Consider the following 14,788-nt stretch of genomic DNA (forward strand, 5'->3'; position numbering starts at 1 on the left):
GGCGGCACTCTCAGACGGGGGCCGCGGACAGCGCGCCCCTCAAGGGGGGCGGGGAACCGCGCGATCAGCCACGACGCACCCGCACCCGCACCCGCCGCCCAACGCGTCCCCCGAGTCCTCAGGCGCCCCACGGCCAACCGCTACACCTCCGACCGTTGCCCCACCGTCGCCGCATTCTCCGGCTTCCCCCGCGTGACGTACTGCGGCACGGGTGCCGAGTCCTTGCCGTTGTCGCGGACAAGGCCGTAGCGAATGGCGCCCCGGTCGGGGCCGTAGTTGACGTCCTCGGTGATGGCGTCCCAGGTGGAGGGGGCGACGGTGACGCCGTAGTCGGCGCCGCGTTCGTTCTGGGTGAGGGTGACCGTGCCGTCGAGGTAGAAGTACTCGTTCTGCCACATTTGTTGGGTGCCGTCGGGCAGGACGGTGTATCCGGTGTCGGGGCCGCCCATGCCGGAGGTCTTGCCGTCGGCGGAGGTCGGGTCGTCCATGCGTCGGCCGCCGCCGGAGGCGACGTGGAAAAGCTTTCCCTTCAGTCCGGTCCAGGACGGCATGACCAGGCCGCCCGCCCGGTACTGGGGCGAGATCTGCCAGCGGACCAGGACGTAACCCTCGCCCGTGAAGGTCACGTTGTCGCCGCGGTGGTTCATCACGGTCCGCGTGCCGCCGCTGCCGGTGAGGCCGGACTCGGGCCGGCGCGGGAGCGCGGCCGGCGGGGTGTCCGGGTCCGGCGCCTCGTCCGCGACGTCGACGACGGTGCCGTACAGGTCGGCCTTCTTCGTCGCGGACGGGGAGGCGGAGGGGGACGATGACGACGACGGCGAGGTGGAGGGCGACGGAGAGCGGGGCGCCGGGGCGACGGGCGCGCGGGCGGTGCTCAGCGCGGTGGGCGCGGCCTGCGGGGGCCGGTCCTCCGGGGTTTGCGTCACGACGTACGCGCCCCCGGTGACGATGGTCGCGCCCGCCGTCACCGCGACGGCGGGCTTGGTGAGGACACCGAGCATCTTGGCGGACCAGCCCACCGAGGCGGTCGCGGCGGTCGCCGCCACGGCGGTCTTCCCGCCGAAGGCCAGCGACAGGGTGAAGCCGACAGGGACGGGGACCAGGGCGAGGCCGACGAGAAGGCGTTCGGCGGGGACGACAACCTCGCCGGGGCGACCGTGGCCGTCGCAGCGGGCGCAGCCGCGGACGTGCCGGGCGATGCGCTTGCGCCACACCGAGTCGGGCCGTCCGCTCCAGCGGGCGGTGAGCCGGCCGAGGTCGGAGCAGGAGGAGTCGAGGGCGCGGACGATGCCGCGCGCGGTCTCCAGGCGGGCCTTCATCCGCTGGACGCGTACGGCGGCATGCTGCCGGCTGATGCCGACGGCGGCGGCGAGTTCGCGCCGGGTGAGTTCGCCCGCGACCTCCAGCCACCACAGTGACAGCAGTTGGCGGTCCTCGTCGTCGAGCCAGCGGACCGCTTCCGCGACCTCCTTCCGCTGGCCTTCCAGCTGAAGTCTCAGCACGGTCAGTTCGGCGAAGTCGGCGGCTGCGTGGGCGTCGCTGTCGTCGAGCTGGTCGGCGGTGCGGCGGCGCGCCCGGTCCCGTATCTGCCGCATCGCGATCGCGACCAGCCAGGAGCGGAAACTGTCCGGATCGCGCAGCGTGTCGAGGTTGTCGACGGCGCGCAGCATGGTCTCCTGCACGACGTCGTCGACATCGGCGTGACCGTTGAGGGCCCGGCCGACGATGTTGTAGACGAGCGGCAGCCAGCCCTCGACCAGTTCGTCGAGGGCCCGCCGGTCCCCTGCCTGCGCGGCCGCGATGGTGGAGCGCCACTGCCGCCCGTCCACGTACGTTCCCTCCGGTCCCGCTGGGCTCACCCTGTTCACTCGGCTGTGTTCCGTACCTTCTCAGCCATCCCTGTGACGTGGGGAACCTCCGAGGCGGAGATCACACTGCTCATACGGCTCGCTCCTGTACGTGGGGAAACAGGGGGTGCCTACGGAGACGGTGTGGAGGCGGCCGCGATAACAGTTTTCTGGCCCCACCCGCCGGTGAGCACCTCCAGCCGCTTGATCCGCTGCCGTACGACGTACAGCGGGATCACCCCGAACACTCCGAACGACATGTCGACCACCGTCCACCAGAAGGGGATGTCCCGGATCGGCCCGCAGATCAGGGCCAGCGGGACGATCCCCGCACAGGCGATCATGCCGAACTCGACCACCCAGATGTTGCGTACCGGGTCGCGGTAGGGGCCGTAGAAGGCCACGGCGATCACGAGGTGCGCGAAGGCCAGCCAGTCGGTGCCGTACAGGAGGAACGGGTACGCGGCGTCGGCCTCGTCGAGCCCCGTCCGTACGCGCTCGATCCACTCCACGAGCCCCGGCAGGTACTCCCCGACGGACAGCGACCGCAACAACTCCTCGGTCCACCGCAGCTCATGGACCAGCGGGAACGCCGTGGCACCGCTCAGGACCAGACAGACGACGAAGAAGACCAGCCACGCACGGATGCCCTTCAACAGGGCGGCTCTGTCGCTCATGCGGTGAGCGTACGCCCCCCTTTGAACGCGTTCAAAAGGGGGCCCGGCATGTGCCGGGCCCCCACGAGAACGCAAGCGGCCGTCAGCCGCCGGGAATCGATCGGATCACGGCGAGGTCGAATTGCAGGCGCACCTTCTCGCTGACCATGGCACCGCCCTCCGCGAGCCGCTGGTTGTACGTAAGACCCCATTCGGAACGATTGATGGTGGTCGTCCCGTCGAAACCGACCCGCTCGTATCCGAACGGATCCATGACGTGCCCTATATAGGTGAGTTCCAGATCGACGGGACGGGTGATGCTCTTGATCGTGAGTTCGCCGGCCATGCGGTAGACATCGTTACCCACCGGACGCACCGCCGTACTGACGAAACGCATGCGCGGATAGGTCGCGGCGTCCAGGAAGTCGCGGCCCATCAGATGGGCGTCACGTTGTTCCACTCCGGTGTCGACGGACGCGGTGGACAGAACTATCTCGGCCCGTGAACGAGAAGGATCACGGCCGTCGAAGTAGAGCCGGCTCTGATACTCGGTGAACGACCCGCGCACGGTCGTCACCAGGGCGTGGCGGACGGAGAAACCGATACGGCTGTGCGCCGCGTCGATCATCCATTCGCCGGTCAGCATCGCCAGGGCGGGATCGGACGGGCCGGTGGAAGTGAATGCCTGGGACTCGTGGGGGAGTTGCGAGGCTGTGGGGGCTGCCGGGCGGCGCAGGGACGCAGCACGGGTGAACAGGTTCATGATTCACGTAAATACGGCACGACGGGATGGGCCGCAACCCTTGGTCGGCCGATCCGTCAGGTTCGAATCGACACCGAAAGGCTGATAAAGCGCCACCGCGCGGCAGACAATTGCACTATCTCCACAGGGTCGCCACGAATTGCCCGCCGTAATTCGCCTCGGGAAGACCGGAATACGACCCCGGATTCAATGCCGTCCTTGCCGACCCTTGAGCGCCACGGGGATGCGGTCCAGCACCGGGAACGGGACGAGACCGTAGTGGTAGAAGTCCACCGCGTCGGCCCCGCCGGGGCCGGTGGCCGCCGCGGTCTTCGCCGCCAGCCGCTCGGCGGACTCCGTGTCCGGAACTCCCGGACGCAGTACGGCCCGCAGGGAGCAGCCGTCGCGCAGAGCGGCCCGGTAGGCGGAGACGTCGGCCGCGATCCGTTCCGGGTCCCGGGCGTACGCGAGCACGGTGTAGCCGGGGACGACGGCGCTGACCGCCGCCGCGTCGACACCGATCCGCCAGGCCTCGTCGACGGCGAGCGCGCCCGTCGGCCGGCCGTCCGCGTACCCCTTCACCGCACCGGTCAGATCGAGGAAGACGAGCCGCGAGCCCTCGTCCGCCACCGCGTCGGCCACGGCCGCGGCGAGCGAGGTGACGGTGTCGGTACGGGTGCGGACATAGGCGGCGACGGCCTCGGGGAAGTCCGTGGACTGTGGGTCTGCCCCGTCGAGCACCCGGCTCACCACCCGGGCGGCCTCGGCCCGCGCGGCACCCGCGTCCACCCCGGCGGCCTCCGCCCGCTCCGCGCAGTACGGGCAGAAGCACAGCCCGAGCAGGAACTCCGCAAGCGGGCCCAGCGGGACGAAGCTGCGCTCATGGTGGTAGCCGTGACCGAAGGTGCCGTAGTGGAGGGACTCGGCGACCACCGCGTCCACGCCCGCGCGCGCCACCGAGCGGGCCAGCGCCACGGCGTACGCCCGCACATCGGGGTGGGCCGGGCAGAGGTCGGCCGGGGCGGCCCGGTCGCCGAAGCAGTTCCGCTGGGTGACGTCGGGGTGGGCGAGGCCCAGGGTGGTGTTGTGCAGGAAGACGGTCCAGCCGTGCAGCGCCGCACCCCGCTCGGCCGTACGTCGGCGCAGTTCGCGCAACGGCTCCTCCTCGGCCCCCACTTGCGCGGGAGGCACGAGGCGCAGTCCGTCGAACAGGTCGGCCGGCGGGACGAAGTGGGTGCCGTCGCGGCGCAGGGTGACCCGCGCCGGGCCGTGCGGGGTGACGTCACGGGCCCGGTGGTAGGCGGCGGCGACGGTGAGCGTGTCGCAGCCGTACGCGCCGAGGACCCGGTCGAGCACCGCGTCGGTGCCCTCGGCGCGCAGGTCCTCGACGAAGGTGTACGTCGACGCCGTGGAGGCGGGGGACGGGGAAGCGGGCGGGGTTTCCACGGGGCTCCTGTCGGACGGGGCGCGCGGCCTGAAGGGGCGCGCGGCCTGAAGGGGCGCGCGGCCAGGTGGATGTGCGGCTCCGCCGCGCGGGCGCGACCAGCCACGACGGCGCAGCGGACGACCGACGGCACATCGCGGCCCGTCCAGCGGAGTTTCGCGCTCAGCGGCCGGCGTCCCGGACCCTGGAGGAGCCCAGGACGTGCGAGATGTCCAGGCCGGTGCGTACGACCATGGGGCCGACCTCGCGGACCCGCGCGGGCGTCATCCGCGTGGTGAGGCCGGAGACGCTGACCGCGCCGACGGCCGCGTCGGTGTGGTCGAAGACGGGCGCGGCGACGCACCGCACCTCGGGCTCGTTCTCGCGGTCGTCGATGGCGTAGCCCTGCCGGCGGACCCGGTCCAGTTCGAAGCGCAGTCTCTGCGGGTCGGTGGTCGTGTGCGGGGTGACCTGCGGCATCCCGGCGGCGACCACGACCCGGAACTCCTCCTCGCCCAGCCAGGCGAGGATGGCCTTGCCCACGGCGGTGCGGTAGGCGGGGACCCGGCTGCCGACCCGGGAGGCCATGCGGACGTTGGTCTCGTTCTCGACCTTGTCGATGTAGACGATGTCCGGCGCCTCGTAGACCACGAGATGGCAGGTCTCCCCCACCGCGTGCTGGAGCAGCCGCAGCGGCTCGGTGGCCACGGTCCGCAGGTCGAGCGAGGAGAGGTAGGCCTGGCCGAGCCGCAGAGTGCCGTGCCCGAGCCGGAACCACCCCGTCTCCCGGTCGCGGACCAACAGGTCCGCCTCCAGGAGCGGCGCGGCGAGCCGCAGCACCGTGCTCTTGTTGATGCCGAGTTCCTCGGCGAGCCGGGTCAGCGAGATGCCCCGGCCGGTGCCGGCGTGGTCGCGGATGTGCTCCAGGACGGTGAGCGCCCGGCGCAGCGAGGACGCCTGGTTGCGGCGGGCCGGGGCTCCCGGGGTGGTGGTCATGTCGTACTCCTCGGCAGCAGTCCACGGGCGACGGTGTCGCGGGCGGCGGCAAGATGCCGCCCTGCCCGGGCGAGCGAGACCTCGTGATGGCCGGGGAACAGCGCGTCGACGTCGAGTGTGGCCAGCAGGGTCAGACTGGCCGCGTACTCGGGCACCCGGCAGTCGTGCAGATTCTGCAGCGAGACGCGGCCCCCGGTGAAGACACAGTCCCCGGAGAAGAGCGCCCGGTAGTCCGGGGTACGCAGGTGGTAGCAGAGGTGCCCGTCGGCATGACCGGGCGTCGCGACGGCCCGCAGGACCACCCCGCCGCCGAGGTCGATCTCCTCACCGTCGCCCATGGCCTCGACCTGGGGGCAGGGGGCGAAGGTGTAGTCGGCCGGGTAGTACCCGGCCGCCTTTCCCCGGTCCAGGCTGACACCGTGCTCGTCCCCCGCCGCGATCCACGCCGTGGCCTCGGCTCCGGCCCGCACACGCAGACCGGGCAACCGCTCGGCGAGCGCGGCGGCTCCGCCCGCGTGGTCGGCGTGGCCGTGGGTGAGGAGGAGATGGCCGGGGTCGGCGCCCGTGGCGCGTACGGCGCGCACGACGGCGTGGGCGGACCGGCCGGCTCCCGCGTCCACGAGCACGCTGTGCCGAGCGCCCCGTACCAGGTAGACATGACAGTCCAGCGGGTCGCTGAGATCGAACCCGTACGCACCGCTGGCGACGAGCGAGACATGGTCGGTCAGCCGCATGACGGCCCTCCTGCTCTCGAGACGGACGGGGACGAGGAAGAGGACGAAGACGAAGACGGGACGACCGGTCGACCGCGCGACGACCCTCCCACGCCTCCCCCAACGCCGACCCCGAGCCGGAGGTGACCGTTCAGCCCCACGACGGCCCTCCCTCTCCCCGCACCGAAGCCCCCGCCGGCCGCACCACCGCGCCCTCACCCCGCCGCTCGGCCCCCATCCCCCGCACCGCCGCCACCACGACCCGCGCGGCCAGCTCCACCTCCGCGAGCGCCACCGACTCCGCCGCCGAGTGGGCGTCCCGCACCGAGCCCGGCCCGAAGACCACCGACGGGATCCCGGCGCGGGCCAGTTTGCTGGCGTCCGTCCCGAAGGGCATGCCCCGGACCTCGGCCGGACGGCGGTGGTCGGCGAGGGCCCGGCACAGGGCTGTGACGATCTCGGCGTCGGGCCGGGTGTCGAGGGCCGGGTCGACGGTGAACGGCGGGTCGACGTCCGCCCCCAGCGCGGCGAGTTCGGCACGCTCCTGCCACCACACGGTCTCCAGGTCCTCGCCGGGGAGCGTGCGGCGGTCGACGTCCACCTCGCAGCTGCCGGGGATGGTGTTGGGGCCGGTACCGCCCCGGATTCGGGTGACCGAGCGGGTGGCGGGCCCGAGGAGCGGATGCGGCGGGACGCCAGGAGGCTGGTCCGCGAGGTGGGCGATGACCGGCCCCATCAGCGTGATCGCGTTGACGGCCTCCTCGGGGCGCGAACTGTGCCCGGCCCGGCCCGTGGTGCGCACGGTGTAGCGCACGACCCCCTTGTGCGCGACGGCGGGCACCAGCCCCGTGGGCTCCCCGACGACCGCCCCCACCACCCCACGCCCGGCGACCGCGTCCACGATCAGCCGCCCGGCGAGGGCCACCGCGACCGCCCGCCCCGCGAGCGCGTCCACCAGACCCAGCACTCCCCGGTACGCGTGCTCCTCGTCGCACACCCCCGCCAGCACGACCGTGTACGGCGGCGGTTCCCCGGCCGCGAGTTCGGCGACGGCCGACATGAACGCGGCCAGCGGCCCCTTGGCGTCACAGGCACCCCGCCCGTACAACCGCCCGTCCCTGACCTCACCCTCGTACGGCCCGACGGTCATACCGTCCGTCTCGACCGTGTCGAGGTGCGATTCCAGCAGGACCGCCTCGGGACGCCGCCCCGGTACGACGGCGACGACATTGCACCGCCCCGGCAGCACCTCGTGCAGTTCGGCCCGCACTTCCCGCCCCGCCAGCCAGTCCCGTACGTACTCCGCGACCGCCGTCTCGCCCCCGTCGCCCGCCCCGTCACGGGGGTTGACGCTCGGGATCCGTACGAGGTCCCGCAGGAGCTCCTCCGTCGACGTCATGCCCGGCGCTCCCTCGCGTAGACCAGCAACAGCCCGATGATCAGGACGCCGAGCACGACCTGTCGTACGCCTTCCGAGAGGTTCCAGGAGGTCAGGAGGGCGGTGAGGAGGGTGAGAAGGAGGGCGCCGCCGACCGTGCCGAGAAGATGGCCGCGGCCGCCGAGGATGGAGGTGCCGCCGAGGACGACGGAGGCGATGGACAGGAGTTGGTAGGGGTTGCCCATGGTCAGGGAGCTGGTGCCGGTGAAGCCCAGCAGGACCAGGCCCGCGACACCGGCGAGCAGGGCGCAGGACACGTACGCGATGAAGGCCGTGGACACCAGCGGTACCCCCGACGCCCGGGCCGCGTCCTCGCCGGCGCCGAGGGCGAAGGCGTAGCGGCCGGTGCGGGAGAGGTGGAGCAGCCAGAAGGCGGCGGCCGTGACGACGAGCCACAGCACGAAGGCCCAAGGGACGCCCAGGATGCGGCTGTTGGCGAGGGTGTCCAGCAGGGGGACCTGCGCGGAACTGGGTGAGCCGTCGGTGTAGACGAGCAGGGCGCCGGCGAGGATCGTGCCGGTGGCGAGGGTCATCACCATCGGCGGGACGCGCAGCCACACCACTCCGGCCGCGTTCACGGCGCCCACGAGCGCGCTCAGCAGCAGCGCCACGAGGACGGCCGTCGTGCCGCCGCCCGTGCCGGAGGCGACCTTGGCGCACACCACGGCCGACAGGGCCACGACACCGGAGACGGACAGGTCGATGCCGCTCATCATGACGACGAGGGTCTGGCCGACCGCGACGATGCCGAGGAACGATGCCGTCTGCACCAGATAGCGGACGTTGGAGACGCTGTCGAAGCCGTCCGCGAAGAGGATCGCGGCCAGCCAGGTGACCGCGAGCACACCGAACGCCCAGGTGGCGCGGCTGCCGCGCAGCGCGGCCACCGACACAAGGCTGCTCATACGGCCGCCTCCCTCGTCAGACAGGTCTTCAGGGCGAGCGCCACGACGAGGATCACGCCCTGCACGATGAGCTGGTAGAAGGGCGAGATCCCGGTGAACAGCAGGAGGTTGGTCAGCAGGCCGATGACGAGCGCGCCCAGGACCGTGCCGCGCATCCGGCCGACGCCGCCGAAGAAGCTGATGCCGCCGAGCACGCACGCGGCGATCGAGTTGAGCGTGTACGGGGCCCCGATCGTCGGGTCCGCCGAGCCGGTCTGCACGGCCAGCCCGATCCCGGCGAGCCCGGTGAACGCGCCCGCCAGCGCATACCCGGCGATCTTCACGCCCCGGGTGTGCAACCCGCTCGCGTAGGCGCCGTGTTCGTTGCCGCCGACGGCGTAGAGGGCGAGCCCGTGCCGGGTAGTGCGCAGCAGCTTCCACAGGGCGAGGACGACCGCGACGGTGACCGCGGGGAGAGCCACGCCGTTCCAGCCGTTGTTGTACGCGTCCACCAGCCCGGCGGGTACCTGACCCCCGGGCTGCGGCAGGACCACGAGGGTGACCCCGCCCCACAGGAACGACGCGGCGAGGGTCACGACGATCGGCGGAAGCCCGGCGTACCCGACGAGCGCCCCGTTGACCGCGCCCGCCGCGACCGCCACGCACAGGGCGAGCCCGGCCGCCGTGACCACTCCGCCCGCGCCCTCGGCGTCGTACGTGGCGAACACGGCCATCGCGAGCGCGAGCACCGCTCCGAGCGAGAGGTCGATCCCGCCGAGCAGCATCACCGTCGTCTGACCCGCGGCGGCCAGGATCAGCGGCAGGAACTGGGCGGACAGGATGGTGATCGAGGCGGGGGTGAGCAGGCTGGAGTCGTAGTGCTGATACGCGACCAGCACCCCCAGCAGGAGCGCCGCCAGCGCGAGGAGGTCGGTGTTGCCGCGCGCGGAGACCGCGAGTCGCTCACGCATGGACGACGCTCCCCGAGCCGGAGGCGTCGGTGGCCGACGTGCCCATGACCGACGCCCTGACCAGGCTCTCCTCCGTCAGGCCGGGCCCGGTGAGGCGGTCCACGACCGCCCCCTCGTACAGGACGGCGACCTCGTCGCACAGGCCGACCAGTTCCATGGTGTCTCCGGAGGTGACGAGCACCGCGAGGCCGTCGGCGGCCAGGCGGCGCAGCAGGTGGTAGATCTCGCGTTTGGTGCCGATGTCGATGCCCCGGGTCGGTTCGGCGAGCAGCAGGACCCGGGGTTCGGTCGGCAGCCACTTGGCCAGCGCGACCTTCTGCTGGTTGCCGCCGGAGAGCCGGCGGGCCTCCTGCGCCGGGGAGGCCGCCTTGATCCGCAGCTGCTCGATCAGGTCGTCGACGAGTGCGGTCTCGGCGCCGCGCGCGACAGTGGTCAGGCGGCTCGCGGGAGCGAGGGCGCGCATGCTGGGCAGCGCGAGGTTGGCACGCATGCTGCGCACGGTGTGGACGCCCTCGGTCTTGCGGTCCTCGGGCACGTAGGCGATACGGTGCCGGATCGCGTCCCGGGGCGACGACAACCGTACCGGCCGCCCGTCGAAGGTGACATCGCCGGTGTGCCGGACCAGTCCGAACAGCGCACGCAACACCTCGCGCTGGCCCTGCCCCTGCAGCCCGCCGAGTCCGACGATGCGGCCGGGGGCGAGGTCGAGGTCGACACCGGAGCAGGCGCGGGGGACGGTGAGGCCGCGGACACGGAGGACGGGTTCGGCGGAGCCCTCCTGATCGCCGTCCTCGGCGGTGACCGCCGCCTTCACCGGGAACAGATCCGACAGCTCCCGTCCCACCATCAGCCGCACGATGTCGTCGTGATCGGTGTGGTCCCGCTCCCGGGTGGCCGTCACGGCACCGTCCTTCAGGACGGTCAACCGGTCGCTGATGGCGAACAGTTCGGCCATGCGGTGGCTGACGAGGATCACCGAGCCGCCCTGGTCCCGCAGTTCACTCACGACGCGGAAGACGGCGCCCACCTGCTCCTCGTCCAGCGCGGAGGTGGCCTCGTCGAGGATGAGCAGCCGGGGCCCGCCGGCCAGGGCCTTGGCGAGTTCGACCAGTTGACGGCGGCCCAGCGGCAGCCGTCCGGCCGGGGTGCGCGGGTCCACGTCGAGGCCGACCCGCGCGAGCAGCGGCCGGGCCCGGGCCGCGAGGTCACGGCCCCGGACCAGGCCCCGGCGGCTGGGCCAGGCGCCCAGGAAGACGTTCTCCGCGACGCTCTGGTGCGGGTTGAGGCTCAGCTCCTGGTGGACGGAGCCGACCCCGGCGGCCCGGGCGCGGTGGGGAGACCACGCCCGGGGGACGGGGGTGCCGTCGTACACGACCCGGCCGGAGTCGGGGGCCAGGAGCCCGGTGACGAGGGAGAGGACGGTGGACTTGCCGGCCCCGTTCTCGCCGACCAGGGCCAGCACCTCCCCCGGCTCGACCTCGAAGCTCACGTCCGTGAGCACCCGGTTGCCCGCGAACGACTTCGACACCTTCTCCACGCTCAGCAGCGGCACGGTGGTCACCCGATCACTTGCCGATGAGCTTGTCGATCTCGGCCTGCGGCAGGTCGCTGATCGGGTACGAGTCGTCGGCCTGGTCGGGCTTGGCGTAGTCGCCGAGGTTGTCGTCGGTGATCTCGGGCAGCGGCACGTCGATGTCCTGGGGGACGTCCACGCCCTCCCTCTTGGCCACGGCCGCCTCCAGGGCGATCACGGAGAGGTAGTTGGGCTGGGCGGTGGCCAGGGAGGAGAACCCTTCCTTCTGTTTGCTCTGCCACAGCTTCAGGAAGCCGTTGTAGTTCTCGCCGGTGATCGGGACGAGCTTCTTGTCCTGCTTGACCAGCGTCTGCAGCGCGGCGGCCGAGAGCGCGCCGCCCTGCGAGAACACCCCGTCGATGTCCGGGTGGGCGGAGTAGGCGGAGGCGAAGGCCTGGGCGGCCGGCGCGAGGTTGTACTCGCTGTGCACATTGCTGACGATCTTGATGTCCGGGTACTTCTTGAAGACCGTCTCGGCCCCCGACCACCGGTCCTCACTGACGGCGACGCCGGCCGGCCCGTTCATGGCGATGATGCTGCCCTTGCCGTCCAGCTTCTTCGCCAGCCACTCGGCCATCATCGAGCCCCAGGCCTTCTGGTCCGTACCGACCCTGATGACCTTGGTACTGGTCGGCAGTGAGTCGAAGGCGACGACGGTGATGCCCGCGGCGACCGCCTGTTCCAGCGCCGGGTTGAGCGCGGTGGAGGAGCCCGCGTCGACGAGGATCACGTCGTACTTCTGCTGGATCATCGCCCGGATCTGCGCGATCTGCTGCGAGGTGTCGCCGTTGGCGTTGAACGTCTTGAACGACGACACCTTGCCCGCCGACTTCAGCTTGTCGACGTCGGTCTCCAGCATCTTCAGGGTCTGCTGCATCCACGACGGGGTCAGGTAGATCGTCGACCAGCCGACCTTGAGGTCCTTGGCCTGCGGCGCGGACGAGGCGCTCTTGTCGGCGCCGGCGGTGGCACTGCCGGACTCGACGTTGCATGCGGTGACCCCGGCCAGTGCGCAGAGAGAGGCGGCCACGGCCAGCGCACCACGTACGGAACGTGCGTTCATCGAAGTTCCTCAAATCCCTCGAAAGGTGCCCGAGCCGTCGAAACGACCCGGATGACAGGCGAGTTGGGGAAGGGGCTTTCGCCGGGATCCGCGCACAGGAACATCACTGTTCCGGCCGTGGGGGACGGTTCACCCGGTGAGGACCGGTCTGTTGAGACGGGAAGGTAGGAGGTGCGCGAGCCCGGGCACCACGTCTGCAACACAAAATTTCGCATTGCACAACACACCGGCTCCGGGGCCTGGCGAGCCCCCGCTGTCAGACCCCTGTGCCACGCTCGGAACATGACGGAGGAGAAGAAAGAGCCGGGACGGACGTCACCACGAGTGGTGGCCGTCAACCGGGGCGCGGAGCAGGCCGACGGTCGGATCCCCCGCCGCGGCCCTCGACACGACGCGCTCGACGCCTGGATCGGCAGATGGATCAACGAGGGCCACATGATCGAGGCCGACGGAACCCACGGCGCCCCGATCACCACATCCGACGTGTACGAATGGGCAGTCGGCGGCTTCTTCGTCCTCCACACGGCGTACGGCCGCATCGGCGACCTCCCCGTGGGCGGCACCGAGATCATCGGCTACGACGAGACGACCGGCACCTACACCTCGCACTTCTACGACAGTCAGGGCAACATCACCCTCAGCACCCTGACCGCCGACGGCGACACCTGGACGTACCAGGGCGAAACCACCCGCTCCACGGTCCACTTCACCGACGACCACCGCGTCCAGGCCGTCCTGCACGAACGTACGGACGACGGCAGAACCTACAACCCTTCCATGAGGGTCACCCTCACCAAAATCGCCTAGGAACGCCTAGGAACGCCTGCCGGCCAGTCGCACGGTGATCATGCGCCTGGCCGAGCGCTTCCCGGCCGTGCGCTTCCCGGCCGTGCGCTTCCCGGCCGTGCGCTACCTCAGAGACGAACAGCCGCAGTAGGCGCGGGCCGGTGTGCACGTACGCCGCAGGCTGCGCATCCCCACGCTGTCGAGCGCCTCAGCCGGATGAACCTCCCGTCGTCCGGGCTGACTCATCCCAGCATCTCGACGGGGTCGGTGAGGGTGCGACTGGGTGGGGGCGGTTCGCGCCGTGCCCTGTCCTCGCTCAGGACCCTCTCCCGTGCCTGCCGCCACAGGATCTGTTCGTCCGACGGCACGCCGAGCGCGTCGAGCACGGGCCCGCCCTACAACCCCACGATCCCGTTCCACCGCCGCGCGAAAACCTGTCGTTCCGCCGAGGTGATGTCCCGCGCGATGGCGAGCCGGGCGCGCATGGTGTCGTCGGGGAAGATCAGGGGGTCCTCGGCGAGGGCGGCGGTCTCCTCGTCCTCGGCGGAGGCGAGGATGTCACGGGCTGCGGGGACGGGGCAGACGTAGTTGACCCAGGCGGCGAGTTCGGCGGCGACCTCGGGGTCGTAGTAGTGGTCGATGAGATGTTCGGCGTTGGTCTTGTGGCGGGCGAGGTTGGGGATCATCAGGGACTCGGACCAGAGTTCGGCGCCCTCCTCGGGGACGACGAACCGGATGTCCGGGTCGTCGGCCTGGAGCTGGATGACGTCACCGGAGTACGCCTGGCAGGCGAGGACGTCGCCACTGGAGAGGTCCTTGATGTAGTCGTTGCCGGTGAAGCGGCGGATGTGGCCCGTCCGGACGCGGGACTCGACCTGGTCGCAGACGGTGTGGAAGTCGTCCGCCGTCCAGCGCGTGACATCGACGCCGTTGCCCTGCATCAGCAGCGCGAACGCCTCGTCCAGGCCGGAGAGAAGGGTGACCCGCCCCTTGAGGTCGTCCGCCCACAGGTCGGCGACACGGCGTATCTCGCGGCCCGCCTTCCGGCGGTTGTACGCGATGCCGGTGATCCCCGACTGCCAGGGCACGGTGAATCTGCGGCCGGGATCGAAAGCGGGCGAACGCAACTGCGGATCCAGATACTCGGTGACGTTCGGCTGCCCGGCCCGGTCCATCTCCTGCACCCACCCCAGCCGTACGAACCGGGCGCACATCCAGTCGCTGACGACGACGAGGTCGCGACCGGTCTGCTGATGGTTCAGCAGAGCCGGGCTGATCCTGCCGAAGAACTCGTCGTTGTCGTTGATCTCCTCGACGTAGTCGACGGCGATCCCGGTGCTCTTCTCGAAGGCCTCCAGCGTCGGCCGCCGCGAGTCGTCCTCGTCGTCCGTGTCGATGTACAGCGGCCAGTTCGCCCAGCTCAGCCGCTTGTCTCGGGCCGAGAGGTCGGCCCCGGCCCGATCCCGGGGCGCGACATGGGCAGCAGGCACCCCACACCCGACGAGCCCACCGAGCACCGCGCCGACGCCGAGGGCACGCACGAGGGAACGACGGGAAACCGGGCGATTGCTGACCAGCGGACCAGACATCACCGCAGCATGCCGCCCCACGTCCACCCCTTGCAACGAACGACGCCCCACGCCCCGATGGGCTGCAGGCCCAGAAAAGGGGCGCGGGGCTGTGACATTGTGCGGCT

General features: G+C 71.3%; 14 protein-coding genes. 1 reads left to right on the forward strand and 13 read right to left on the reverse strand.

The genetic code is table 11. The features are described from left to right. Positions 1-140 precede the first annotated feature (140 nt). The 11 genes from ACFU53_RS19405 to ACFU53_RS19455 all read right to left on the reverse strand — a co-directional run bounded on the left by ACFU53_RS19405 (position 141) and on the right by ACFU53_RS19455 (position 12,306). On the reverse strand, positions 141-1,829 hold the full coding sequence (locus tag ACFU53_RS19405) for an RNA polymerase sigma factor (protein WP_383993490.1): 1,689 nt from the start codon (positions 1,827-1,829) through the stop codon (positions 141-143). A 149-nt stretch (positions 1,830-1,978) separates the two neighbouring features. Then, positions 1,979-2,524 carry a hypothetical protein gene (locus ACFU53_RS19410; protein WP_383993493.1) on the reverse strand — a complete coding sequence of 182 codons (546 nt, stop codon included), beginning with the start codon at positions 2,522-2,524 and terminating at the stop codon, positions 1,979-1,981. Positions 2,525-2,606: 82 nt separating this feature from the next. Continuing rightward, the gene (locus ACFU53_RS19415) at positions 2,607-3,266 is read right to left on the reverse strand and encodes a YceI family protein (RefSeq protein WP_383993497.1); all 660 of its coding nucleotides are present in this window, start codon (positions 3,264-3,266) and stop codon (positions 2,607-2,609) included. Positions 3,267-3,452: 186 nt separating this feature from the next. Further along, positions 3,453-4,691, reverse strand: a complete 1,239-nt coding sequence (locus tag ACFU53_RS19420) for a hypothetical protein (RefSeq protein ID WP_383993501.1) — start codon at positions 4,689-4,691, stop codon at positions 3,453-3,455. Positions 4,692-4,851: 160 nt separating this feature from the next. After that, positions 4,852-5,664 carry an IclR family transcriptional regulator gene (locus tag ACFU53_RS19425; protein WP_383993504.1) on the reverse strand — a complete coding sequence of 271 codons (813 nt, stop codon included), beginning with the start codon at positions 5,662-5,664 and terminating at the stop codon, positions 4,852-4,854. Then, positions 5,661-6,398, reverse strand: a complete 738-nt coding sequence (locus tag ACFU53_RS19430; protein ID WP_383993507.1) for an MBL fold metallo-hydrolase — start codon at positions 6,396-6,398, stop codon at positions 5,661-5,663. The genes ACFU53_RS19425 and ACFU53_RS19430 overlap by 4 nt, the downstream gene beginning before the upstream one ends. Positions 6,399-6,528: 130 nt before the next feature. Further along, positions 6,529-7,776 carry a M20 family metallopeptidase gene (locus ACFU53_RS19435; protein ID WP_383993510.1) on the reverse strand — a complete coding sequence of 416 codons (1,248 nt, stop codon included), beginning with the start codon at positions 7,774-7,776 and terminating at the stop codon, positions 6,529-6,531. After that, entirely contained in the window at positions 7,773-8,720 is a 948-nt protein-coding gene (locus tag ACFU53_RS19440) for an ABC transporter permease (RefSeq protein ID WP_383993513.1), read from the reverse strand. Before ACFU53_RS19440 ends, ACFU53_RS19435 begins: the two co-directional genes overlap by 4 nt. Then, a complete protein-coding gene (locus ACFU53_RS19445) occupies positions 8,717-9,670 on the reverse strand; it encodes an ABC transporter permease (protein ID WP_383993516.1) in 954 nt (317 codons plus the stop codon). Before ACFU53_RS19445 ends, ACFU53_RS19440 begins: the two co-directional genes overlap by 4 nt. Continuing rightward, positions 9,663-11,231: a sugar ABC transporter ATP-binding protein gene (locus tag ACFU53_RS19450; RefSeq protein WP_383993519.1), complete on the reverse strand. Its 1,569-nt coding sequence runs from the start codon at positions 11,229-11,231 to the stop codon at positions 9,663-9,665. Before ACFU53_RS19450 ends, ACFU53_RS19445 begins: the two co-directional genes overlap by 8 nt. 4 nt (positions 11,232-11,235) lie before the next feature. Further along, on the reverse strand, positions 11,236-12,306 hold the full coding sequence (locus ACFU53_RS19455) for an ABC transporter substrate-binding protein (protein ID WP_383993522.1): 1,071 nt from the start codon (positions 12,304-12,306) through the stop codon (positions 11,236-11,238). Positions 12,307-12,588: 282 nt separating this feature from the next. Here ACFU53_RS19455 and ACFU53_RS19460 point away from each other — a divergent pair, with 282 nt between their 5' ends. Then, a complete protein-coding gene (locus ACFU53_RS19460; protein ID WP_383993525.1) occupies positions 12,589-13,113 on the forward strand; it encodes a DUF1579 family protein in 525 nt (174 codons plus the stop codon). Positions 13,114-13,334: 221 nt separating this feature from the next. Here the strand turns inward: ACFU53_RS19460 and ACFU53_RS19465 are convergent, their stop codons facing one another. Continuing rightward, complete coding sequence (locus ACFU53_RS19465) at positions 13,335-13,478, reverse strand: hypothetical protein (RefSeq protein WP_383993527.1); 144 nt, start codon at positions 13,476-13,478, stop codon at positions 13,335-13,337. 9 nt (positions 13,479-13,487) lie between these two features. Next, complete coding sequence (locus ACFU53_RS19470; RefSeq protein WP_383993530.1) at positions 13,488-14,681, reverse strand: spermidine/putrescine ABC transporter substrate-binding protein; 1,194 nt, start codon at positions 14,679-14,681, stop codon at positions 13,488-13,490. Positions 14,682-14,788 lie beyond the last annotated feature (107 nt).

It is taken from the genome of Streptomyces sp. NPDC057474, from assembly GCF_042802555.1.
Classification (GTDB): domain Bacteria; phylum Actinomycetota; class Actinomycetes; order Streptomycetales; family Streptomycetaceae; genus Streptomyces.

Bases quoted from the DNA above. Each gene is read 5' to 3' on its own strand.
- ACFU53_RS19460 (WP_383993525.1), top strand. From the start codon at position 12,589: ATGACGGAGGAGAAGAAAGAGCCGGGACGGACGTCACCACGAGTGGTG.
- ACFU53_RS19455 (WP_383993522.1), bottom strand. From the start codon at position 12,306: ATGAACGCACGTTCCGTACGTGGTGCGCTGGCCGTGGCCGCCTCTCTC.
- ACFU53_RS19425 (WP_383993504.1), bottom strand. From the start codon at position 5,664: ATGACCACCACCCCGGGAGCCCCGGCCCGCCGCAACCAGGCGTCCTCG.
- ACFU53_RS19440 (WP_383993513.1), bottom strand. From the start codon at position 8,720: ATGAGCAGCCTTGTGTCGGTGGCCGCGCTGCGCGGCAGCCGCGCCACC.
- ACFU53_RS19445 (WP_383993516.1), bottom strand. From the start codon at position 9,670: ATGCGTGAGCGACTCGCGGTCTCCGCGCGCGGCAACACCGACCTCCTC.
- ACFU53_RS19430 (WP_383993507.1), bottom strand. From the start codon at position 6,398: ATGCGGCTGACCGACCATGTCTCGCTCGTCGCCAGCGGTGCGTACGGG.
- ACFU53_RS19415 (WP_383993497.1), bottom strand. From the start codon at position 3,266: ATGAACCTGTTCACCCGTGCTGCGTCCCTGCGCCGCCCGGCAGCCCCC.
- ACFU53_RS19410 (WP_383993493.1), bottom strand. From the start codon at position 2,524: ATGAGCGACAGAGCCGCCCTGTTGAAGGGCATCCGTGCGTGGCTGGTC.
- ACFU53_RS19470 (WP_383993530.1), bottom strand. From the start codon at position 14,681: ATGTCTGGTCCGCTGGTCAGCAATCGCCCGGTTTCCCGTCGTTCCCTC.
- ACFU53_RS19435 (WP_383993510.1), bottom strand. From the start codon at position 7,776: ATGACGTCGACGGAGGAGCTCCTGCGGGACCTCGTACGGATCCCGAGC.